Source organism: Micromonospora sp. NBS 11-29, assembly GCF_002140155.1.
Taxonomy (GTDB): Bacteria; Actinomycetota; Actinomycetes; order Mycobacteriales; family Micromonosporaceae; genus Micromonospora.
Window position 1 is genome coordinate 147,805 of the sequence record NZ_NAPR01000004.1, and the last position, 19,841, is coordinate 167,645.

Consider the following 19,841-nt stretch of genomic DNA (forward strand, 5'->3'; position numbering starts at 1 on the left):
CCGCCGACCAGAACTTTTTTCTGGGCCCGGCGAGCCCGCGGCACCTCGACGCGGGTCAGGGCCGGGCCGCGCCCTCGACGGGGGTGCTTTCCTGCGGGCGGAGTGCGGCCAGGAGGCTGTCGAGTCGACCCCAGGCCCGCGCGCTGGCGACATGGTCGATGTAGTCCCGGGACTCGACGATGAGCCCATCGCGGATACGCATCACGAAGACGCACGGCACCGTGAATTCCTCACCGGTCTCGGCGACCCGCCCCTGATAGGCGAACTCCGCGACGATCACCTCCGGGTCCGCGGTTTCGTGAATCGTCACGTCGACCGGCTTACGGATCAGCGTCCGGGCGACCGGAGGCGGCGCGGTGAAGTGATCGTGCAGTTCACCACGGCTACGCAGCGGCGGCGGGTCGAGTGGGTGGAACGGATGCGTGACATGGGTTTCCTCGGCGTACAGGTCGGCCAGTTCTTCGTACGGGCCGTCGCAGACGCCGTTCACCAGTCGGAGGAAGGTCTCGCGTGGGCTGCTCATGCCGGGCTTCCTGTCGTCGACCTCGGGAAACGGCGAAGCCCAGGCCGATGACCTGGGCTTCCGTGCCGAGCCGCCTGACGGAATCGAACCGTCGACCTACGCATTACGAGTGCGTCGCTCTAGCCGACTGAGCTAAGGCGGCAACGATCGCCAAGTGTACGGCACACGCGGCCCGGAGCCGAACCCGATCCCCTCACGTCCAGAACCGGACATTCGCTCGCATCCGGCGAGACTTCGCCCGCCGTCCGGGCTACCCTGCGGCGGGTGAGCGACGACCACGTACCGCCGCGGCAGCCGGATCCCGAGGTACGCCCGGGTGAGGGGGCCAGCCGTCGGCCACGCCGGCTGGACCCGCTGGAGCTGGGCTTCACCCCCCGTCGGCCGGTGCCCTGGCTCGCGCCGCTGCTGCTGATCAGCACCGGCCTGCGTACGCTGCTGGCCTCGCTGTTCGGGGCGTACCTGGACAAGCGGGAGTTGCAGAACGCCTTCGGTGACGACACGTTCCGGCAGGTCGGGCCGGACGGCGGGCTCTGGCTCGACTACGTGGCCGACCTGGGCGACGGCTTCGACGCCACGTACTCGGTGGCGTACCTGCTCGCCCAGCCGGAACTGACCGTGGACGGGCACCGGCTGCCCCGGGCGCAGACGCTGGTGATGGGTGGCGACCAGGTCTACCCGTCGGCGGGCTACCAGGCGTACGAGGACCGCTGCAAGGGCCCGTACCAGGCGGCGCTGCCGGTGGCGCCGCCGGAACGGCCGACGCTCTTCGCGGTGCCGGGCAACCACGACTGGTACGACGGCCTGACCGCGTTCCTGCGGCTGTTCGTGCGCTCCCGGGACCGCCACTTCGCCGGTTGGGGCACCGGGCAGTCCCGCTCCTACTTCGCGGTGGAACTGCCGGCCGGCTGGTGGCTGCTCGGGCTTGACGACCAGTCCGGTTCCTACCTGGACGATCCGCAGCTCACCTACTTCGACGAGGTGGCCCGCAAGCTGACGCCGCAGTCCCGGGTGATCCTGGCGGTGCCGGCACCGACCTGGGTGAAGGCCGTCGACCACCCCGACGCGTACGACTCGATCGACTACTTCGTCCGGACCATCGTCGCGCCCACCGGGGCGCACGTACGGCTGCTGGTCTCCGGGGACCTGCACCACTATGCGCGCTACGCCGGCCCGGAGGGGCGGCAGCTCATCACCTGCGGTGGCGGCGGCGCGTACCTCTATCCGACCCATCATCTGCCGCAACGGCTGGAGGTGCCGCCCCGGGACACGATGACCCGGCGGGCCAGCCGCACCCGCGAGTACGACCTGGCCGCCAGCTATCCGGACGCGGCCCGGTCCCGGCGGTACGGCTGGGGCATCTTCGGCCGGCTGCCGTTCCGCAATCCGGGTTTCACCACGTTGCTCGGCACCCTGCACACGCTGCTCATGCTGGCCATGGCCGGGGTGGCGGCGCAGCGGGTCGGCACCGCCGAGCAACGGCTGTTCAGCGTCCCGCTGGTGTTGATGCTGGTGGTGACGATGCTGGGCGCGGCGGTCTTCGCCAAGCCGCCCAGTGCGGGTGGGAAACGGCACGCCCGGCACTGGATCCTCGGGGTGACGCACGGGCTGGCGCAGGTGGCGCTGGCCGCCGGTGGCACCTGGCTCTGGCTGCGCCTGCCGTTCTACGACTGGCCCTGGCCGATGCCGGCGGTCGCCGCGGTGGTGCTCTACGGGCCGGTCATCGGCCTGGTCGCCAGTCAGCTCGTGGCGCTCTATCTGCTGGTGGCCGGCGCGTTCGGGGTCAACGTGAACGAACTCTTCGCCGCCCAGGGCATCGAGGACTCGAAGGCGTTCCTCCGGTTCCGGTTCGAGCCGGACGGCACCCTCACGATCTATCCGATCGCCCTGGACCGGGTCTCCCACGCCTGGCAGATAAACCCGGACGACGCTCCCACCGCCCCCTGGCTGACCCCGAAGACCCCCCTGACCCCCCGCCTGGCCGAACCCCCCATCACCCTCCGCTGACCGCGAGGCCCCTCCCGTCGACAAACAGGGGGATCAGCGCTGGTCGTGGGCCTGCCGTGGGCCGCAGACCGAGGCACGGGAGCACATGGAACGCGAGCCGTCGGCGTCCAGGCGGACGGTGACCGCGTCGCGCGGGACGCTGTGGCCGACCACCTTGCCCCCGCCCTGGGGGGTCTCGACCCGGGTGCCGACCGCGGGCGCGGACTCCTGGAACCGCTGGTACAGCGGATGTTCGTACTTCAGGCAGCACATCAGCCGCCCGCACGCGCCGGAGATGCGCAGCGGGTTGAGCGGCAGGTCCTGGTCCTTCGCCATCCGGATCGTCACCGGCTCGAAGTCGGTGAGGAACGTGGCGCAGCACAGGTCGCGCCCGCAGGAGCCGATGCCGCCCTGCACCCGCGCCGAGTCGCGAGCGGAGAGCTGTCGCAGCTCGACCCGGCAGTGCAGGGTCGCCCCCAGGTCGCGGACCAGCGACCGGAAGTCGACCCGGTGCGGCGCGGTGAAGTAGATCGTGGTGCGGTCGCTGCCGGTCTCGGGCGTGGCCAGGACGTGGTCGACGGCCACCACCTTCATCGGCAGCCCGTGCTCGCGGATCAGCCGCTTGGCGGCCACCTTCGCGTCGGCCTTGCGCCGGCGCAACGTCTCGTCGCGGCGCAGGTCGTCGTCGCCGGCCAACCCCGCGAGCTTCGGGAAGCCCTCGGTGTCCTCGCTGACCCACTGTGCGGCCCAGACGCACTCGGCCACCTCGGGACCCTCGTCGGTGGGCACCAGCACCCGGTCACCCACCTGCGGGCGAAGCTCGCCCGGGTCGAGGTAGTAGAGGCGCCCGTACCGGTTGAAGCTGACCGCGCAGAGCATGCCCATGCACCCACCCTACGCGGACGGACGCGGACCGACCGCCGTCCGGTCGACCCACAGGTCGATCCATCCCGATCGAATTGACCGAAGCGCCTTCCCCGCCTCGCCCGGACGGCTGAAACCTCGGCCGACCCCGGGACAAACGCCGACCGACCGCGTTGAGTGAAGGCATACCTGCGGGGGGTGCAGGGGATGGCCACGGCGTCGCCGCCGGTGCCCGGCCACGGCCGGATCGGCGCGCGACGCCGTGGACCGTCAGTGGCCGATCCGGGTGGTGCCGCCGAAGCGCGGCGCGGCGGTGGCCCGGTCCCGCCAGGTCGTCTCGGCGAGGCTCGGCCCCCACTGGCGCAACAGCGTCTCGGCGCCGTCGTAGGCCACCCCCAGCACGCCCAGCACCCGAGTGGCGATCTCGGCCGCCGCCGACGCCTCGACCCGACCGGGCTCGACACCAGGCCGGCCGGCCGCGTGCACGGTGACCGCCTCGGCGGAGCCCAGCACCTCGGCGAGCGCCCGGGCCAGGGCGGCCCGGGTGCTCTCCACCCAGCCGGCCAGCGCGTCCGCGTAACCGGCGGTCGCCTCCAGCCGCCCGACCAGACTCTCCGGCCCCTCGTCCAGGTGCCGGAGCAGGGCGGTGCGCGCCTCGTCGTACGCCGCGGCGGCCGACCCCGACCAGGCGACCGGATCGGCGAGCAGGGCGCAGGTGTCGTCGTACCCCCGGACGAGCCGGCGCACGGCGTGGCCGGCGCCGGTCAGCGGCGCGGGGTGCAGTTCGAGGAACTCGCGCACGGCCGCGCCGGGGAGCACCTGCATCCGGCGCAGCAGCGGCCAGAGCCGATGCCCCTCGGGGGCGCCCGCGGCGAGCACCGTGTCGACCCGGGCGAGCAGGTCGAGGCCCGGCTCGGCGAGACGGTCGAGCGCGTCCATCAGGCCTCCCGGGCCAGCCGGCGCGCGACCGTGTCGTCGGCTGCCGCGTAGCGGTCGGCGGCGCTGCGCAGCGCCGCCGCGGCGGCGGACAGCCGGGTGGCGGCGGCCTGCGCCTCGCGTGCCCGGTCGGCGGTGGCGGCGGTCCACTGCCGGTGCAGCGCGCGGCCCACCTCACCGGGCCGGCCGGCGGCGTGGGTGCCGAACGCGGGGTGCGGCGGGTCGGTGGCGGTGACGGTGCGGGACAGCGTGGCGAGGGTCGCGGCGGCGTCGTCGAGGCGGGCCGCCAGCGCGCGCAGCGTCTCCATGTCAGGCCCCCGCCAGCGGCCGGTAGGCCGCGAAGGTCTCGTTGTGCAGCTTCTCCCGGGCCCACTGGGCCGCGTCGGCGGCGGCGGTCACCGCGGCCTGGACCGAGCCGGCCACGTCGCGCGGGCTGCGGTGGTGCAGGGGGCCGAGGAAACGCACGTCGGTGATTCGCCCGCCGGCCGTGACCACCACCTCGACGAGCCCGTCGGGTGAGCGGACGGTGACCTCGACCGTGGCCACCGCCTGGTCGAACTCGGCCTGCAGGGTCTCGATGCGGCGGTAGCGCCGCACCGCCTCCTCGATCCAGGCTTCGTCGATCTCCCCCCGTGGCATCGGCGGACTCCTCCCGGCCGGTCGGCGCCGGCCCCCCGGACACCACCCTCACTGAGTGTGCCGCCCCCGTCACCACGGCATCACCGGACCGTACCGCACGTCAATCGCGCGTGTCGATGCCCTGTGGACAGGCTGGGGTAAGGGTGGGGTCAGCCCCGCCAGAGGGCCAGCATCATCGCCTCCACCGCGATCCGCGGCTTGACGTTCGCCTCGATCGCCGCCCGGCACCCCAGCACGGCCTCCAGACGACGCAGCGAACCCTCGGCGTCCCACTTCTGCGCGCCCGCGCCGGCCAGCGTCGCGGTGTCGGTGTGCACCGGGGCGACCGGCGCCCGCAGCGCCATGGTGAGCGCGTCCCGGTAGAAGCCGGCCAGGTCGACCAGCGCCCGGTCGAGCGCGTCCCGCTGGGCCCGGGTGGCCCGCGACTTCTGCCGCTTCTCCAGGTCCTTGAGTTGGCCGGCGGCCCCCCGCATGGCACCGGCCGCGCCCCGGCCGGTGCCGCCCGCGCCGAGCGCGGTCTGCAACGCCGCCCGCTCCGCCTCGTCGAGCTCGGCGACCGAGGCGGCGGCCTCCGCCTCGGCGGCCTCGATCAGCGCCGAGGCCGCGTCGAACGCCGCGCCCACGCCGGTGAGGCGACGTGGCACGGCGAGCACGGCGTCGCGCCGCTGCCGGGCCTCCGGGTCGCGGGCCAGCCGCCGGGACCGGCCGACGTGCCCCTGCGCGGCCGCGGCGGCCCACTCGGCCACGTCCGGGACGATGCCGTCCCGGCCCACCAGCACCTCGGCCACCGCGCCGGCCGGCGGCTGGCGCAGCGGCACGACCCGGCACCGCGACCGGATGGTCACGGAGATGTCGTCCGGGTGGGTGGACGGGGCGCAGAGCAGGAAGACGGTACGCGGCGGCGGCTCCTCCACCGCCTTGAGCAGCGCGTTCCCGGCGGCCTCGGTGAGCCGGTCGGCGTCCTCGATGATGACGACCTGCCAGCGGCCGCCGGAGGGCGTGCTCGCCGCCCGCAGCACCAGCGCCCGCATCTCGCCGACCCCGATGGACAACCCCTCGGGCACCACGAGCCGGACGTCGGCGTGGGTGCCGGCCAGCGTGGTGTGGCAACCCGGGCAGTGGCCGCAGCCGGTGCCGTACACGCACTGGAGGGCGGCGGCGAAGGCGCGGGCGGCCACCGAGCGGCCGGAGCCGGGTGGCCCGGTGAAGATCCACGCGTGCGTCATCCCGGCGCCCGGATCGGTCGGGGCAGCGGCCTGGCCCGGGGCGTCGGCGCGCAGCAGGGCGGCGGCCGAGGCGGCGGCCCGCCNCGTCCGTCACCGGCGGGGTCGCTCCATCGTCACCAGCTCCGCGTCGGATAACTCGGGCTGGACCGAGGTGTCGGGGCCCTGCGCCGGCCGCGGGTGCACGACGCCGGCCAGATCGACGAGGAACTCGTCCACCCGGCGGGCGACCGCGTCGGTGATCTCCTCGACCGGCCGGGACGCGTCGAGCACCAGGTAGCGCTTCGGGTCGCCGGCGGCCAGGTCGAGGAAGGCGTACCGGACGCGCTCGTGGAACGCCAGCGACTCGGCCTCCAGCCGGTCGGTGCCCGCGCTGCGGGCCGCCACCCGGCCCAAACCGGTGTGCGGCTCCACGTCGAGCAGGACCACCAGGTCGGGCTTGAGCCCGCCGGTGGCCCAGGAGGAGAGCCAGGAGACCTCGTCGACCGGCAGGGTCCGGCCGGCGCCCTGGTACGCCAGCGACGAGTCGACGTACCGGTCGCTGATCACCACCGCGCCGCGGATCAGCGCCGGGCGGACCACGGTGGCGACGTGGTGCGCCCGGTCGGCGGCGTAGAGCAGCGCCTCGGCGCGCGGCGACGGCGCGTCGTCGGGGGCGGTGTCCAGCACCAGCGAGCGGATCCGCTCACCGACGCCGGTGGCGCCCGGCTCGCGGGTGACCACCACGTCCCGCCCCTGGCCGCGCAGGCGCTCGGCGAGCGCGGCGAGCTGGGTGGACTTGCCGGCGCCCTCGCCGCCCTCGAAGACCACGAACAGGCCGGTGGAGACGAACGGTTCCGCCGGCATCAGCGGACGGCCCCGGATCGAGCCCCAGAGGTCGGCCAGGACCGGCACGCCCTTCTTGTCGTCCATCTGCCCGAACGCGCTGATCCCGGCGAAGATGCCGGCCGCGCCGGCGAGGAGCAGCAGCAGGCGGGTGGAGGAGACGGAGATGCCCAGATCGGCGATGGCGAGCTGGCGGGAGCCGCCGACGCCGACCAGGAGGCTGCTCAGCGCGATGGCCAGGATCAGCACCAGTCGGGTGCCGATCTGCACCACCGCGAAGACCCGGCCGCGCACCTCGTCGGCCACCTCACCGCCGAGCAGCGTGATGCCGGCCAGGAACGCCATGCCGGCACCGGTGCCGACCAGGATCGCGCCGAGGATGGCCATGGACAGGTGGATGGCGAACGCCAGCACCAGCACGGAGGCGCTGGCCAGCACGATGCTCATGCCGAACCAGCGACGCCGGGACATGTCCCGCACGATCGTCGGGCCGAGCCCGATGCCGAGCGCCAGACCGATGAAGATCGCACCGAAGAGCAGGAAGAACGCGGCGTCGCCGGCACCCAGGGAGGCGGCGAAGAACTTGGCCGTGCCGACCACGATGCCGCCACCGGCGAAGGCGCCGAAGATGCCCAGCACCAGGCCCCGGACCAGCGGCGTCTGACCGATGAACCGCCAGCCCTCGGTGAACTGCTTGACCATGGACTGCTCGGACTGCTCCCGCTCGCCGCCCCGGCTCTGGCTGATCTCCTTGATGCCGAACGTCACCACGATCGCGGTGGCCAGCCGGGAGAACGCGTTGACCCAGAGCGCGAGCTGGGCCGGCTGGGCCCAGTTGGGCAGGTCGCCGCCGGCCAGGCCGCGCACGCTGCGGTCGAGCACCGCGGCGACGAGCGCCGCGGCGATCGGGGTGATGCCGTACGTGGTGATCAGCGTGAGCTGGTTCGCCGTCTCCAGCCGAGTGCGCGGGATCAGGTTCGGGACCGCGGCCTCCTTGGCCGGGATCCACATCAGCGTGACCGTCTCGATCAGGAACGTGGCGATGGCGGCCCAGGTGACCACCAACCCGCCGCTGGCGCCGGTGAGCGCGTAGAGCGGGATGGAGGCGAAGAGCACGAAGCGCAGCAGGTCGCAGATGACCATCGTCCACCGGCGGTCGAACCGGTCGGCGAAGACGCCGGCCACCGGACCGAGCACCAGTGCCGGGAGGAGGCGGATCGCGATCACGCTGCCGAACGCGGCGCCCTTGGCGGTGTCGCCCTGGACCTGGGACGCGGCGAAGACCGAGGTGGCGAGCAGGCCGAGCCAGTCGCCGAAGGAGGCGACGCTGAGCACGATCCACAGCCGGCGGAACGGCCGGATGCGCAGCACCGAGCGGATGGCCGCGGCGCCGGACCGGTCGGCGGCCTGCGCTCCGGGCGACGACACGCCGGGCGACTCGCCGTTCTTCTGGCTTTCGATGGCCGTACCTCCACGTGCCGGTCCAGAGCTGGGCATCCCCGGTGGAACACTCTAGTCGCGTGGCGGGAGTCGTCCGCCGCGACATTCGCCTGCTCGCCGAGCCTAGGCCGCCGGCACCGCCGCCCGCAGCCCGGACAGACGCGAGGGTATTTCGCATTGCCGCCCAGACAGTTAGCGTGCAGACGTGGCCATCGACCGTGCCGAACTTCGCGATCGTCTCGACCGGGCGACCGCCCACCTCGATCCGCCGTACGCGGTGGTCGACCTCTCCGCGTTCGACGCCAACGCCGACGCGCTGGTCGGACGCGCCGGCGGCAAGCCACTGCGGGTGGCGAGCAAGTCGGTACGGGTGCCCGAGCTGCTCACCCGGGTGCTGAAGCGACCCGGCTGGCGCGGCGTGATGGCCTTCACCCTGCCGGAGGCGGTCTGGCTGGCCCGGGCCGGCGTCGCCGACGACGTGCTGGTCGCCTACCCGACCGCGCACCGGGGGGCGCTCGCCGAGATCGCCGCCGATCCGACCCTCGCCGACGCGGTGACCCTCATGATCGACGACGCCGGCCAGCTCGACCTGATCGAGCGGGTCTGCCCACCCGGGCGCCGGCCCCCGCTGCGACTCTGCCTCGACCTGGACGCCTCCTGGCGACCCCTGCGGGGCCGGGTGCACGTCGGGGTGCGCCGGTCACCGGTGCACAGCGCGCGGGCGGCCGGCGCGCTGGCCGCCGCCGTCGCCGGCCGGCCGGGCTTCCGGCTGGTCGGCCTGATGTCGTACGAGGCGCAGATCGCCGGCCTCGGTGACGCCCCGCCCGGGCAGGCGGTGCTCGGGTCGGCGATCCGGATCGCCCAGCGCGGGTCGTACCGGGAACTGCTGGCCCGCCGGTCGGCCGCGGTCGCGGCGGTCCGCGAACACGCCGACCTGGAGTTCGTCAACGGTGGCGGCACCGGCAGCGTGGCCGCCACCAGCGCCGACCCCTCGGTCACCGAGGTCACCGCCGGTTCCGGCCTGTACGGGCCGACGCTCTTCGACGCGTACCGTGCCTGGCGGCCGACCCCGGCGGCGTTCTTCGCCTGCGCGGTGGTCCGCCGGCCGGCGCCCGGGCTGGCCACCGTGCTCGGCGGCGGCTGGATCGCCTCCGGTCCGGCGGCGGAGAGCCGGCTGCCCCGGCCGTGGCTGCCGGCCGGGCTGAGGCTGCTCGGCGCGGAGGGCGCGGGCGAGGTGCAGACCCCGCTGGCCGGCGACGCCGCGGATGCCCTACGGGTCGGCGACCGGGTGTGGTTCCGGCACGCCAAGGCGGGCGAGCTGTGCGAGCACGTCAACGAGGTGCACCTGGTCGAGGGCGACGCCGTCATCGCGACCGTGCCCACCTACCGCGGCGAGGGCCACGCCTTCCTCTGACGTGACGACGGCGGGCCCCGGCGCACCTTTCGGGAACCCGCCGCTCGGCGTGCCGCTCAGCCCTGGTGGACCGGCCCGGTCGGTGCGTCGACCTGCCGGTGCAGGTATTCCCGGATGAGCGCCTTCGCCTCGACCAGCACCCGCTCGTCGCCGTCGGAACGACGACGGAACGCGAGCTTGATCAAGGCGTCGGCGGCCTCCACCGCGACCTCCAGGTGGAACCGCAGGTCGGGCACGCCGGCCAGACCGAAACGCTCGGTGAGCACGCGGGCGAGCTGCTCCGCGATCACCCCGTTGTTGTCCCGCTGGTCGTCCAGCAGGTGCAGGTCGACCACGTCGCCGAAGTGCAGGGTACGGAAACCGGGCACCGTGCGGTGCATCGAGATGTACTCGTCGATCGCCGCGTCGACCCCGTCCCACCAGTGGGTGAGGTCGTCGGAGGCGAACCGCTCGTCGAGCCGCTGGAGGTAGGACTCCATCGTGCGCAGGGTCAACGCCTGCACGATCGCCCGTTTGTCCGGAANGTCAGCCCCTCGTACCCCACCTCGTCGACGAGCTCGGCGCAGGCGTCCAGCATCCGCTGGACCCGCGCGACACTTCGACCCTGCACCGGTACCCGACGCAGCGGCCCGGTCGTGGCGGCTGGTGTGGACACTCGGCGCCACCCCCCTTCGACGGATGAACATATCTGCACGTCACGAGTGTGTGACTACCGGTACAACGAGCCGGGCTCGATTGCGGTATTTACCAGGCACAACGTTCCTGATATGAATTCAGTTCATATTCATGTCGAGGAGTGTCCGCCATGCCCGGTACCCCCGCCGTCTGGTCCAACTGGGCCGGTAACCAACACAGCACGGCGCTGGTCACCGTGCGCCCCCGTACCGTCGCCGAGGTCGCCGACGCGGTCCGGCGGGCCGGCGCCGACGGCACCACCATCCGGGCGGTCGGCAGCGGCCACTCCTTCACCGCCACCGCCGTCGCCGACGGGCACCGCCTCGACCTCGCCGACCTGGAGACCGACGTCACCGTCGACGTGGCCCGTCGACTGGTCACCGTACCGGCCGGGATGACCCTGCACGCGCTCAACGACCTGCTCGCCGGCCACGGGCTGGCGGTGCCCAACCTCGGCGACATCGACGCGCAGACCATCGCCGGCGCGCTCTCCACCGGCACCCACGGCACCGGCGCGACGCTCGGCTGCCTCTCCACCTTCGTGGCCGGGCTGACCCTGGTCACCGGCACCGGCGAGGTGCTGCGCTGCTCGGCCGACGAGCACCGCGACGTCTTCGACGCCGCGCGGGTCGGGCTCGGTGCGGTCGGCGTGCTGGTCGAGGTCACCCTGCGCTGCGTGGACGCCTTCGTGCTCCGCGCGCACGAACGCCCGGCGCCGCTCGCCGAGGTGCTCGACGACCTGCCCGGCCTCTACGAGGCGCACGACCACGCCGAGTTCTACTGGTTCCCGTACACCGACCGGGTGCAGGTCAAGACCAACGACCGGGTGCCGGCCGACGACCGGCCGCTGCCCCGCTGGCGCGGCTGGCTGGACGACGAGTTCCTCGCCAACACCATCTTCGCCGGGGCCTGCCGGCTCGGCCGCGCGGTGCCCGCCCTCGCACCCCGGATCAGCGCCGTCTCCGCGCGGGCGCTCACCGAACGCACCTACACCGGCCGCTCCGACCACGTCTTCTGCACCCCGCGCCGGGTCCGCTTCGTGGAGATGGAGTACGGGCTGCCCCGCGACGCGCTGCCCACCGCGCTCACCGAGTTGCGCCGGATCGTGGACCGGCTGCCGTTCAAGGTGCTCTTCCCGGTCGAGGTGCGCTTCACCGCCGCCGACGACATCTGGCTGTCCCACTCCTACGGGCGCGACTCCGCGTACGTGGCGGTCCACCAGTACGTGGGCATGCCGTACGAGCCGTACTTCCGCGCGTTCGAGCAGGTGGCGACCGAGCTGGGCGGCCGCCCGCACTGGGGCAAGCTGCACTGGCGCGACGCCGCGTCCCTGGCCACCGCCTACCCGAAGTTCACCGACTTCCAGACCGTCCGCTCGAACCTGGACCCGAAGAACATCTTCACAAACCCGTACTTGCGCCAGGTCCTCGGCTCCTGACCCGATCTTGGTACAGACTCGCCCTTCCGGGGGCGGATCCGTACCAAGATCTCGCGCGCTGTCCACAGGGGCAGCGGGGGACCGGAAAGGGGCGGTGGGATTGTCGGGTGGAGATGCCGGGGGATGACGCTGGTGAGTTGAGCTGGCTGCTGTTCCACCAGGAGCGGGTGCTCGGTGCGGCACAGGCGAGGAAGTTCCTCTCCGAGAAGACGATCCGGCACCGGGTGGCACGGGGGCGCTGGCGGCAACCGCACCAACGCGTCTACATCACCCACAACGGGCCCGTCGGGCCGAAGGAGCTGCGCTGGATCGCGGTGCTCGCGGCGGGGCCGGCGGCGATGCTGGGCGGACTCACCGCAGCCCAGGCGTGGGGGCTCCGACGCTACGAGAGCCGGCTGGTGCACCTGCTGCTCCCGGCCCGCCACCAGACGAGAACCCTGCCGCCGGGTGTGCGGATCCATCGCACCACGACACTGGCCCCGGAAGACGTGCTGGAGGTCGGCAAGCCCAGGCGGACCATGCCGGCTCGCTCGCTGGTCGACGCGGCGCAGTGGGCGGCGTCCGACGACGAGGCGCGGGCGGTGATCGCGGCGGGCTTCCAGCAACGCCTCGTTGCCGGCGATGACCTGCACGAGGTGCTGGAGCGGCTCCCCCGGGCGCGTCGTCGCGGGCTGATCCTGGCAACCGCGACCGATGCGGCGGGCGGCGCCCACTCCCTCGCCGAACTCGACTTCCTCGACCTCGTGCGAAGGGCCGGGCTTCCCGAGCCGTCCCGACAGGTGGTCCGGCGGGACGCCGCCGGACGCCGCCGCTACCTGGACGTCTGGTTCGAACGGTGGCGGGTGCTCGTCGAGATCGACGGCGGGCAGCACCTGGACCCGAGGACGGCCTGGGCTGACATGCGACGGCAGAACGACCTATGGGCACCCGGCGACCGGGTGCTCCGCTTCCCCGCCTGGGCCGTCCGCAGAGACCCCGTCACAGTGATCACCCAACTGAAGGCCGCGCTGCTCTCCGCCGGCTGGTCGGGCTGATCTTGGTACGCGCCCGCCCCTGGAGGGGCGGATCCGTACCAAGAATCACTCCTTCGGAGTTGAGGTCGCCTTCTTGGGGGCCGCCTTCTTCGCGGGGGTCTTCTTCGCAGCCGTGGTCTTCTTCGCCGCCGTGGTCTTCTTCGCGACCGTCGTCTTCTTGGCGGGGGCGGCCTTCTTGGTGGCCTTCTTCTTCGGAGCCGGGCCCTTCGCGCGCTTCTCGGCCAGCATCTCGGACGCCTCGGCCAGCGTCAGCTCCTCCGGCGTCTGCCCGCGCCGCAGCGACGCGTTGAACTCGCCATCGGTCACGTACGGCCCGAAGCGCCCGTCCTTGATCACCAGCGGCTTCTCGGTGACCGGGTCGGCGCCCATCTCCCGCAGGGGCGGCGCGGCGGCCCGCCGCTGGCGTGTCTTCGGGGCGGCCAGCAGCGCCAACGCCTCGTCCAGCGTGACGGTGAACATCTTGTCCTCCGAGTCCAGCGAACGGAACTCGTCACCGCGCTTGACGTACGGGCCGTAGCGGCCGTTGTTGGCGAACACCTCGACCCCGTCCGGGGCCACCCCGACCAGCCGGGGCAGGCTGAGCAGCCGCAGCGCCTGGTCCAGGGTGAGGTCGTCCGGCGACTGGGAGCGCAGCAGCGACGACTTGCGCTCGCCACTTGCCACGTACGGGCCGAACCGGCCGGACTTGAGCAGGATCGGCTCCCCGGTCGCCGGGTCGTCGCCGAGCTTGCGCTCACCCCCGCCGCCGAGGAACAGCTCGTGCACCTTCTCCGGGGTCAGCTCGTCGGGCGCCAGGCCCTCCGGGATCGGCGCGCGGTCGCCCGGCGAGCCGCCCTCCTCGCCCTCGCCCTCACCAGAGGTCGAGGTCGAGGTCGAGCCCGGCAGCGCCCGTTGCAGGTACGGCCCGTACCGGCCGACCCGGACGACGACCTCGCGCCCCTCCTCGTCGGTGTGCAGCGGGATGGAGTTCACGCTGCGCGCGTCGATCTCGCTGAGGTTCTCGGTGACCAGCTTCTTCAACCCACCGGCGTGCGCGATGGCCTGGTCGCCGGTGCCGTTGGCGCTGCCGAAGTAGAAGGAGGTGAGGAAGTCGACGGCGGCGTGGTCACCGCCGGCGATCTCGTCCAGTTCGTTCTCCATGCTGGCGGTGAAGTCGTAGTCGATCAGGCGCGGGTAGTGCCGCTCCATCAGCCCGATCACCGCGAACGCCAGGAACGTCGGGATCATGGCCTGGCCGCGCTTGTTCACGTACCCGCGGTCCTGGATGGTCTGCATGATCGAGGCGTACGTGGAGGGGCGGCCGATGCCCAGCTCCTCCAGCGCCTTCACCAGCGACGCTTCGGTGTAGCGCGACGGCGGCTGGGTGTGGTGGCCCTGCGCGGCCAACTCGTCGGCGGTCAGCGGCTGGTCCTTGACCAGGGTGGGCAGCCGCCGCTCGGCGTCCTCCGCCTCGGCGTTCTCGTCGTCGCTCGACTCGACGTACGCGCGGAGGAAGCCCGGGTCGGTGATGGTCTTGCCGGTGGCGCCGAAGTCGGCCTCCTCCTGGGCGGAGGAGACGGCCCGGATCCGCACCGACACGCTGGAGCCGACCGCGTCGGTCATCTGCGAGGCGATGGTGCGCCGCCAGATCAGCTCGTAGAGCTTGAACTCGTCGCCGGAGATCTCCCGGGCCACGTCGCCCGGAGTGCGGAAGTTGTCCCCCGCCGGGCGGATCGCCTCGTGCGCCTCCTGCGCGTTCTTCACCTTGCCGGTGTAGCGGCGCGGCTCCGGCGGCACGCTGCGCTCGCCGTACAGCTCGACGATCTGCCGGCGGGCCGCGGCGATGGCGGTCTCCGACAGGTTCACCGAGTCGGTACGCATGTAGGTGATGTAGCCGTTCTCGTAGAGCCGCTGCGCGGTGCGCATCGTCTGTTGGGACGAGAACCGCAGCTTGCGGGCCGCCTCCTGCTGGAGCGTGGAGGTGATGAACGGCGCGTACGGGCGGCGGCGGTAGGGCTTCTCCTCGACCCGGGTGACCGTGAACGGCCGCCCGTCGAGGCGGGCCGCCAAGCCCCGGGCACCGCCGGAGTCGAGGTGGACGACACCCGCACCGGCACGAACCTTGCCGGTGGTCGGCTCGAAGTCCTTTCCGGTGGCGATCCGGTCGCCGTTGAGCGCGACCAGGGTGGCGTTGAACGTGCGCGGACCCTCACCCGGCTTCTCCACCGCCAGGGTGGCCAGGATGTCCCAGTACTCGGCGGTGCGGAACGCCATCCGCTGGCGCTCCCGCTCGACCACGATCCGGGTCGCCACGGACTGCACCCGGCCCGCCGAGAGCTTCGGCATGACCTTCTTCCACAGCACCGGGGAGACCTCGTAGCCGTAGAGCCGGTCGAGGATGCGGCGGGCCTCCTGGGCGTCGACCAGGTCGCGGTCGATCTCCCGGGGGTTCGCCACCGCGGCCTGGATGGCCGGCTTGGTGATCTCGTGGAAGACCATCCGCTTGACCGGCACCTTGGGCTTGAGCGTCTCCACCAGGTGCCAGGCGATCGCCTCGCCCTCACGGTCCTCGTCCGTCGCCAGGAAGATCTCGTCGACCTCCTTGGCGAGCTTCACCAGCTTGCTGATCTGCTGGCGACGGTCGGCGGAGACCACGTAAAGCGCGTGGAAGCCGTTGTCGACGTCGACGCCGAGCCGCGCCCACGGCTCGCCCTTGTACTTCGCCGGCACGTCGGCGGCGTTGCGGGGCAGGTCCCGGACGTGGCCGAAGCTGGCCTCCACGACGTACCCCGGGCCGAGGTAGCCCGAGATCGTCTTGGCCTTCGCCGGTGACTCGACGATGACCAGACGGGTGGTTCCAGCGTTGCTCGGCACGTCTCTCCCCGACCTCACTCCTACGCCACGCCCGCTTCGGGCCGTGTTGCACCGCCCGGACCGTGGGTGGCCCGGATGTCCAACGTAACGCGCCCCGGGCGCGTTCCGGGTCCCGTGGACGGCAGACGGGCCGCTCCCCCGACGACCGCCGGCCGTACCCTGCCGGACGGCGCCACCGTACACCGTGGGTAGGGCGCCGGGCGGGTCACTGTGACGATCACGCGCTCCCCGGGGAAGGCGAGTTGGCTCGTTCTCCGCCGCGAACCGCCGCCGGGCCGCCCGCGATCGGACCGTCGGCGGATCAGCCGCGCGAGCCCGGCCACCCGTCCGCCGGCGCGGCCGGGGGCCGCTCCCCCACCAGCTCCGCGAGCCGGGTCACCCGCCGTTCACCGATCCGGTACGCCGGCCCGCCCTCGTCCGGTTCCACGAACGCGGCCGGCAGCCCCACCACGGCCAGCGCGGCGCGTACCGCCGGCCAGCTCGGCTCGTCGGCCGGCCCGAGACCGAGCCGGAACCCGGCCGGTTCGGGCCGCCCGGCGGCGGCGACCCAGAGCCGGAGCCGCCGCCCGTCGAGGTGGAACCGGGCCGGTGGCCGCTTCGCCGCGCCGCGCAGCCAGGCCCGCGCGAGCGGCGCCAGCATGCTCGTGTACGCGGTGCGCACCCGGTGCCGCCCGTCCCCGGCCGGCTCCCAGCTCGCCGGCACGCCCCGGGCGGCCAGCTCGGCCACCAGCACGTGCACCCGCCAGGCGGCGTCCACCACCACGGAGAGTCGGGCCGTGCCGCCCATCCGCACCACCTCCGCCGGCCCGGCGAGCAGGCCGGCGAGGTCCGCCAGCACGGGATCGGCCGCCTCGGTGGAGAACAGCGAGGGCTGGCGGGCCGGATTCGGGGTGGGTGGGGTCAGCGACACTCCGGGACCTCGTCGAAGGCCACTTTCAGCTCAGGTGAGTCGAGCGTGCTGGTGTCCAACGCGCTCGCGTCGTACTCCTTGTTGAGCGTGTCCACGGCGGCGCGCACGCCGTCGTAGAACGGGCCGGCCCGGGCGGTGTCGAGCTGGTCGACGGTGGTCCGGGCCCGTCCGTACGCGTCCCGCATCCGGCTCAGCGAGCCGCGGAACCCGGCCGAGACCTCGGCGCCGTGCTTCGCCTCGGGCACACCCGCCTCCTCGACCTTGCGCCGGGCCGCCTCGCTGGCCTGCTCGGCGCCGGCGAAGAGCCGGACCAGGTTCTCCTTGGCCTGCGCCGGGGAGGTCTGCGCGGTCATCTGCTGCTGGGTGCTGCTGGTCAACTTCGAGATCTCCGCGCGCCACGGGGTCAGCGCCTGGCAGACCGAGGCGGCCCACGCCCGCGGGCTGGGCCCGCCGCATCCGGCGACGACGACGGCGAGCGTGGCCAGGACCACCGTGAGCTTTCCGGCGGTTGCCGCCCGGCGCGTACGCATGCGTTGCAGCGTACGACCTCGGGGCGGAAGCGCCACCGGTCAGGTTTCGGGCAGGGGACCGGTTCCCGGTCGGCCGCGACCGACCGGGAACCCTGTCCGACCGGTCAGGCGTTGACCGTCTCCGGACGCTGGTCCGGGGTGCCCGCACCGGTGTCGTCCGAGTCGGCCATCGCCACGCCCTTGCGCTTGCTGAACACCACCGCCGCGACGATGACCAGCGCGGCCACCACGGCGATCGTGATCCGCAGCGGGGTGTTCCGGTCGTCGCCCACGCTCCAGGCCACCACGGCTGGCGCGATCAGCAGCGAGACCAGGTTCATCACCTTGATCAGCGGGTTGATCGCCGGGCCGGCGGTGTCCTTGAACGGGTCACCGACGGTGTCACCGATGACGGTGGCGGCGTGCGCGTCGGAGCCCTTGCCGCCGTACGCGCCGTCCTCGACCAACTTCTTGCCGTTGTCCCAGGCGCCACCGGAGTTGGCCAGGAAGACCGCCATCAACGTGCCCGCGCCGATCGCGCCGGCCAGGTACGCGGCCAGCGCGCCCGGGCCGAGGCCGAAGCCGACCGCGATCGGGGCCAGGATGGCGAGCAGGCCGGGGGTCAGCAGTTCGCGCTGCGCGTCGCGGGTGCAGATGTCCACGACCTTGCCGTACTCGGGCCGCTGGGTGCGGTCCATGATCCCGGGCAGCTCGCGGAACTGCCGGCGTACCTCCATCACCACGGCGCCGGCCGAGCGGGAGACCGCGTTGATGGCCAGACCGGAGAAGAGGAAGACCACCGCGGCGCCGATGATCAGGCCGACCAGGTTGCGGGGGTTCGCCACGTTGAGCGCGTTGAGGATCTCGTTGCCGACGTCGCCCACCCCGGCGTCGGAGTACGACGAGCGCAGCGTGTCGGTGTAGGAGCCGAACAGCGCGGTCGCGGCCAGGACGGCGGTGGCGATCGCGATGCCCTTGGTGATCGCCTTGGTGGTGTTGCCGACCGCGTCCAGCTCGGTCAGCGTCCGCGCGCCGTGCTCGTCGATGTCGCCGGACATCTCGGCCACGCCCTGCGCGTTGTCGGAGATCGGGCCGAACGTGTCCATCGCGACGATGACGCCGACGGTGGTGAGCAGGCCGGTGCCGGCCAGGGCGACCGCGAACAGCGACAGCGTGATCGAGCTGCCGCCGAGCAGGAACGCGCCGAACACGCCGGCGCCGATCAGCAGCGCCGAGTAGACCGCCGACTCCAGGCCGATGCTGATGCCGGCCAGGATGACGGTGGCCGCGCCGGTCTGGGAGCTCTTGCCGATGTCCTGCACCGGGCGGCGGTTGGTCTCGGTGAAGTAGCCGGTCAGCGCCTGGATCGCGGCGGCCAGCACGATGCCGATCACGACCGCGCCGATGGCCACCAGTCGCGGGTTGCGGTCGACGTCGGTCAGCCCGCCCTCCAGCTCACCGAAGGTCGCCGGCAGGTACGCGAACGCGGCGATCGCCACCAGCACCGCGGAGATCACCGCGGAGAGGTAGAAGGCCCGGTTGATCGCGGTCAGGCCGTTGCGGTCGCTGGTGCGCAGCCGGGTGATGAAGACGCCGACGATCGCGACCAGCACACCGATGGTGGAGATGATCAGCGGGAACACCAGGCCGTCCTCGCCGAACGCGGCACGACCGAGGATCAGCGCGGCGACCAGCGTCACCGCGTACGACTCGAACAGGTCGGCGGCCATGCCGGCGCAGTCGCCGACGTTGTCGCCCACGTTGTCGGCGATGGTGGCGGCGTTACGCGGGTCGTCCTCCGGGATGCCCTGCTCGACCTTGCCGACCAGGTCGGCGCCGACGTCGGCGGCCTTGGTGAAGATGCCGCCGCCGACCCGCATGAACATGGCGAGCAGCGCGGCGCCGAAGCCGAAGCCCTCCAGCACGGTCGGGGCGTCACCCCGGAACAGGATGACGACCAGCGCCGCGCCGAACAGGCCGAGGCCGACGGTGAGGAAGCCGACCACGCCACCCGTACGGAAGGCGATCTTCATGGCGCCCTCGCGCCCGCCTTCGCGCTCCCGGGCGGCGGCGGCGACCCGCAGGTTCGCGCGGGTGGCCAGCCACATGCCGGCGCCGCCGATGAACGCGCTGAACAGCGCCCCCACCACGAAGAACGCCGACCGGCCGATCTTCACCAGGGTCTCGCTGCCGTCGGTGTCGTGCACCGGCAGCAGGAACAGCAACACGACGGCGATCACCACGAAGATCGCCAGCGTGCGGAACTGCCGCAGCAGGTACGCCGAAGCGCCCTCCTGCACCGCCCCGGAAATCTCCTGCATGTTGGTGGTTCCCGTACCGGCTGCCAGTACCGCCTTGGTCAGGGCGGCGGCGAAGACGAGCGCCACCAGCGCGATGACCGCGGCGATGACGACGTACGTCACATTGGCTCCGGTAAGGGACAGGGCGCCGCCGTCGGCGGCCAAGGTCCCGGACATCTGTGTCCTCCTGTACCGAACACTCGCGCCGGCTCGTGGAGACGCACGGGCCGACGCCTGGATGCGAACTCGCCAGCGCGCGCCAACCACCCGTTCCC

General features: G+C 72.9%; 14 protein-coding genes, 1 tRNA gene and 2 pseudogenes. 4 read left to right on the forward strand and 13 right to left on the reverse strand.

Annotated features, from left to right (window positions below):
- Positions 1 to 55: 55 nt before the first annotated feature.
- Both B1205_RS04730 and B1205_RS04735 read right to left on the reverse strand, forming a co-directional pair.
- A complete protein-coding gene (locus B1205_RS04730) occupies positions 56 to 523 on the reverse strand; it encodes a nuclear transport factor 2 family protein (RefSeq protein ID WP_089154509.1) in 468 nt (155 codons plus the stop codon).
- Positions 524 to 591: 68 nt separating this feature from the next.
- A tRNA-Thr gene (locus B1205_RS04735) sits at positions 592 to 665 on the reverse strand.
- A 122-nt stretch (positions 666 to 787) separates the two neighbouring features.
- Between B1205_RS04735 and B1205_RS04740 the strand changes: the two genes are divergently transcribed.
- Positions 788 to 2,527, forward strand: coding sequence for a metallophosphoesterase family protein (locus B1205_RS04740; RefSeq protein WP_089154510.1), 1,740 nt, complete (start codon positions 788 to 790; stop codon positions 2,525 to 2,527).
- 33 nt (positions 2,528 to 2,560) lie between these two features.
- Here the strand turns inward: B1205_RS04740 and B1205_RS04745 are convergent, their stop codons facing one another.
- From B1205_RS04745 to tmk, 6 genes and pseudogenes are all read right to left on the reverse strand, one after another.
- Positions 2,561 to 3,391 carry a PSP1 domain-containing protein gene (locus tag B1205_RS04745; RefSeq protein WP_089154511.1) on the reverse strand — a complete coding sequence of 277 codons (831 nt, stop codon included), beginning with the start codon at positions 3,389 to 3,391 and terminating at the stop codon, positions 2,561 to 2,563.
- A 249-nt stretch (positions 3,392 to 3,640) separates the two neighbouring features.
- The gene (locus tag B1205_RS04750) at positions 3,641 to 4,309 is read right to left on the reverse strand and encodes a hypothetical protein (protein ID WP_089154512.1); all 669 of its coding nucleotides are present in this window, start codon (positions 4,307 to 4,309) and stop codon (positions 3,641 to 3,643) included.
- A complete protein-coding gene (locus B1205_RS04755) occupies positions 4,309 to 4,614 on the reverse strand; it encodes a type VII secretion target (protein WP_089154513.1) in 306 nt (101 codons plus the stop codon). Before B1205_RS04755 ends, B1205_RS04750 begins: the two co-directional genes overlap by 1 nt.
- Before the next feature lies 1 nt (position 4,615).
- Positions 4,616 to 4,945, reverse strand: coding sequence for a YbaB/EbfC family nucleoid-associated protein (locus tag B1205_RS04760; RefSeq protein WP_089154514.1), 330 nt, complete (start codon positions 4,943 to 4,945; stop codon positions 4,616 to 4,618).
- Positions 4,946 to 5,094: 149 nt separating this feature from the next.
- Positions 5,095 to 6,252: pseudogene (locus B1205_RS04765) on the reverse strand (DNA polymerase III subunit delta'); the annotation flags it as partial.
- A gap of 9 nt (positions 6,253 to 6,261) precedes the next feature.
- Complete coding sequence (tmk, locus tag B1205_RS04770) at positions 6,262 to 8,328, reverse strand: dTMP kinase (protein WP_089154925.1); 2,067 nt, start codon at positions 8,326 to 8,328, stop codon at positions 6,262 to 6,264.
- A 310-nt stretch (positions 8,329 to 8,638) separates the two neighbouring features.
- Between tmk and B1205_RS04775 the strand changes: the two genes are divergently transcribed.
- On the forward strand, positions 8,639 to 9,847 hold the full coding sequence (locus tag B1205_RS04775) for an amino acid deaminase/aldolase (protein ID WP_089154515.1): 1,209 nt from the start codon (positions 8,639 to 8,641) through the stop codon (positions 9,845 to 9,847).
- A 56-nt stretch (positions 9,848 to 9,903) separates the two neighbouring features.
- On the opposite strand, the pseudogene B1205_RS04780 reads toward B1205_RS04775, so the two are convergent.
- Positions 9,904 to 10,424: pseudogene (locus B1205_RS04780) on the reverse strand (TetR/AcrR family transcriptional regulator).
- A 219-nt stretch (positions 10,425 to 10,643) separates the two neighbouring features.
- On the opposite strand from B1205_RS04780, the gene B1205_RS04785 reads away from it, so the two are divergent.
- Complete coding sequence (locus B1205_RS04785) at positions 10,644 to 11,960, forward strand: D-arabinono-1,4-lactone oxidase (RefSeq protein WP_176308425.1); 1,317 nt, start codon at positions 10,644 to 10,646, stop codon at positions 11,958 to 11,960.
- A gap of 137 nt (positions 11,961 to 12,097) precedes the next feature.
- The gene (locus tag B1205_RS04790; protein WP_254909722.1) at positions 12,098 to 12,994 is read left to right on the forward strand and encodes a DUF559 domain-containing protein; all 897 of its coding nucleotides are present in this window, start codon (positions 12,098 to 12,100) and stop codon (positions 12,992 to 12,994) included.
- 45 nt (positions 12,995 to 13,039) lie between these two features.
- Here the strand turns inward: B1205_RS04790 and topA are convergent, their stop codons facing one another.
- The 4 genes from topA to B1205_RS04810 form a co-directional block, all read right to left on the reverse strand.
- Entirely contained in the window at positions 13,040 to 15,847 is a 2,808-nt protein-coding gene (gene topA / locus B1205_RS04795) for a type I DNA topoisomerase (RefSeq protein WP_089154517.1), read from the reverse strand.
- A 301-nt stretch (positions 15,848 to 16,148) separates the two neighbouring features.
- Entirely contained in the window at positions 16,149 to 16,757 is a 609-nt protein-coding gene (locus tag B1205_RS04800; RefSeq protein ID WP_089154518.1) for a hypothetical protein, read from the reverse strand.
- Positions 16,748 to 17,287 carry a hypothetical protein gene (locus B1205_RS04805; RefSeq protein ID WP_089154519.1) on the reverse strand — a complete coding sequence of 180 codons (540 nt, stop codon included), beginning with the start codon at positions 17,285 to 17,287 and terminating at the stop codon, positions 16,748 to 16,750. The genes B1205_RS04800 and B1205_RS04805 overlap by 10 nt, the downstream gene beginning before the upstream one ends.
- Before the next feature lie 104 nt (positions 17,288 to 17,391).
- Positions 17,392 to 19,743: a sodium-translocating pyrophosphatase gene (locus B1205_RS04810; protein WP_089154520.1), complete on the reverse strand. Its 2,352-nt coding sequence runs from the start codon at positions 19,741 to 19,743 to the stop codon at positions 17,392 to 17,394.
- Positions 19,744 to 19,841: the final 98 nt, after the last annotated feature.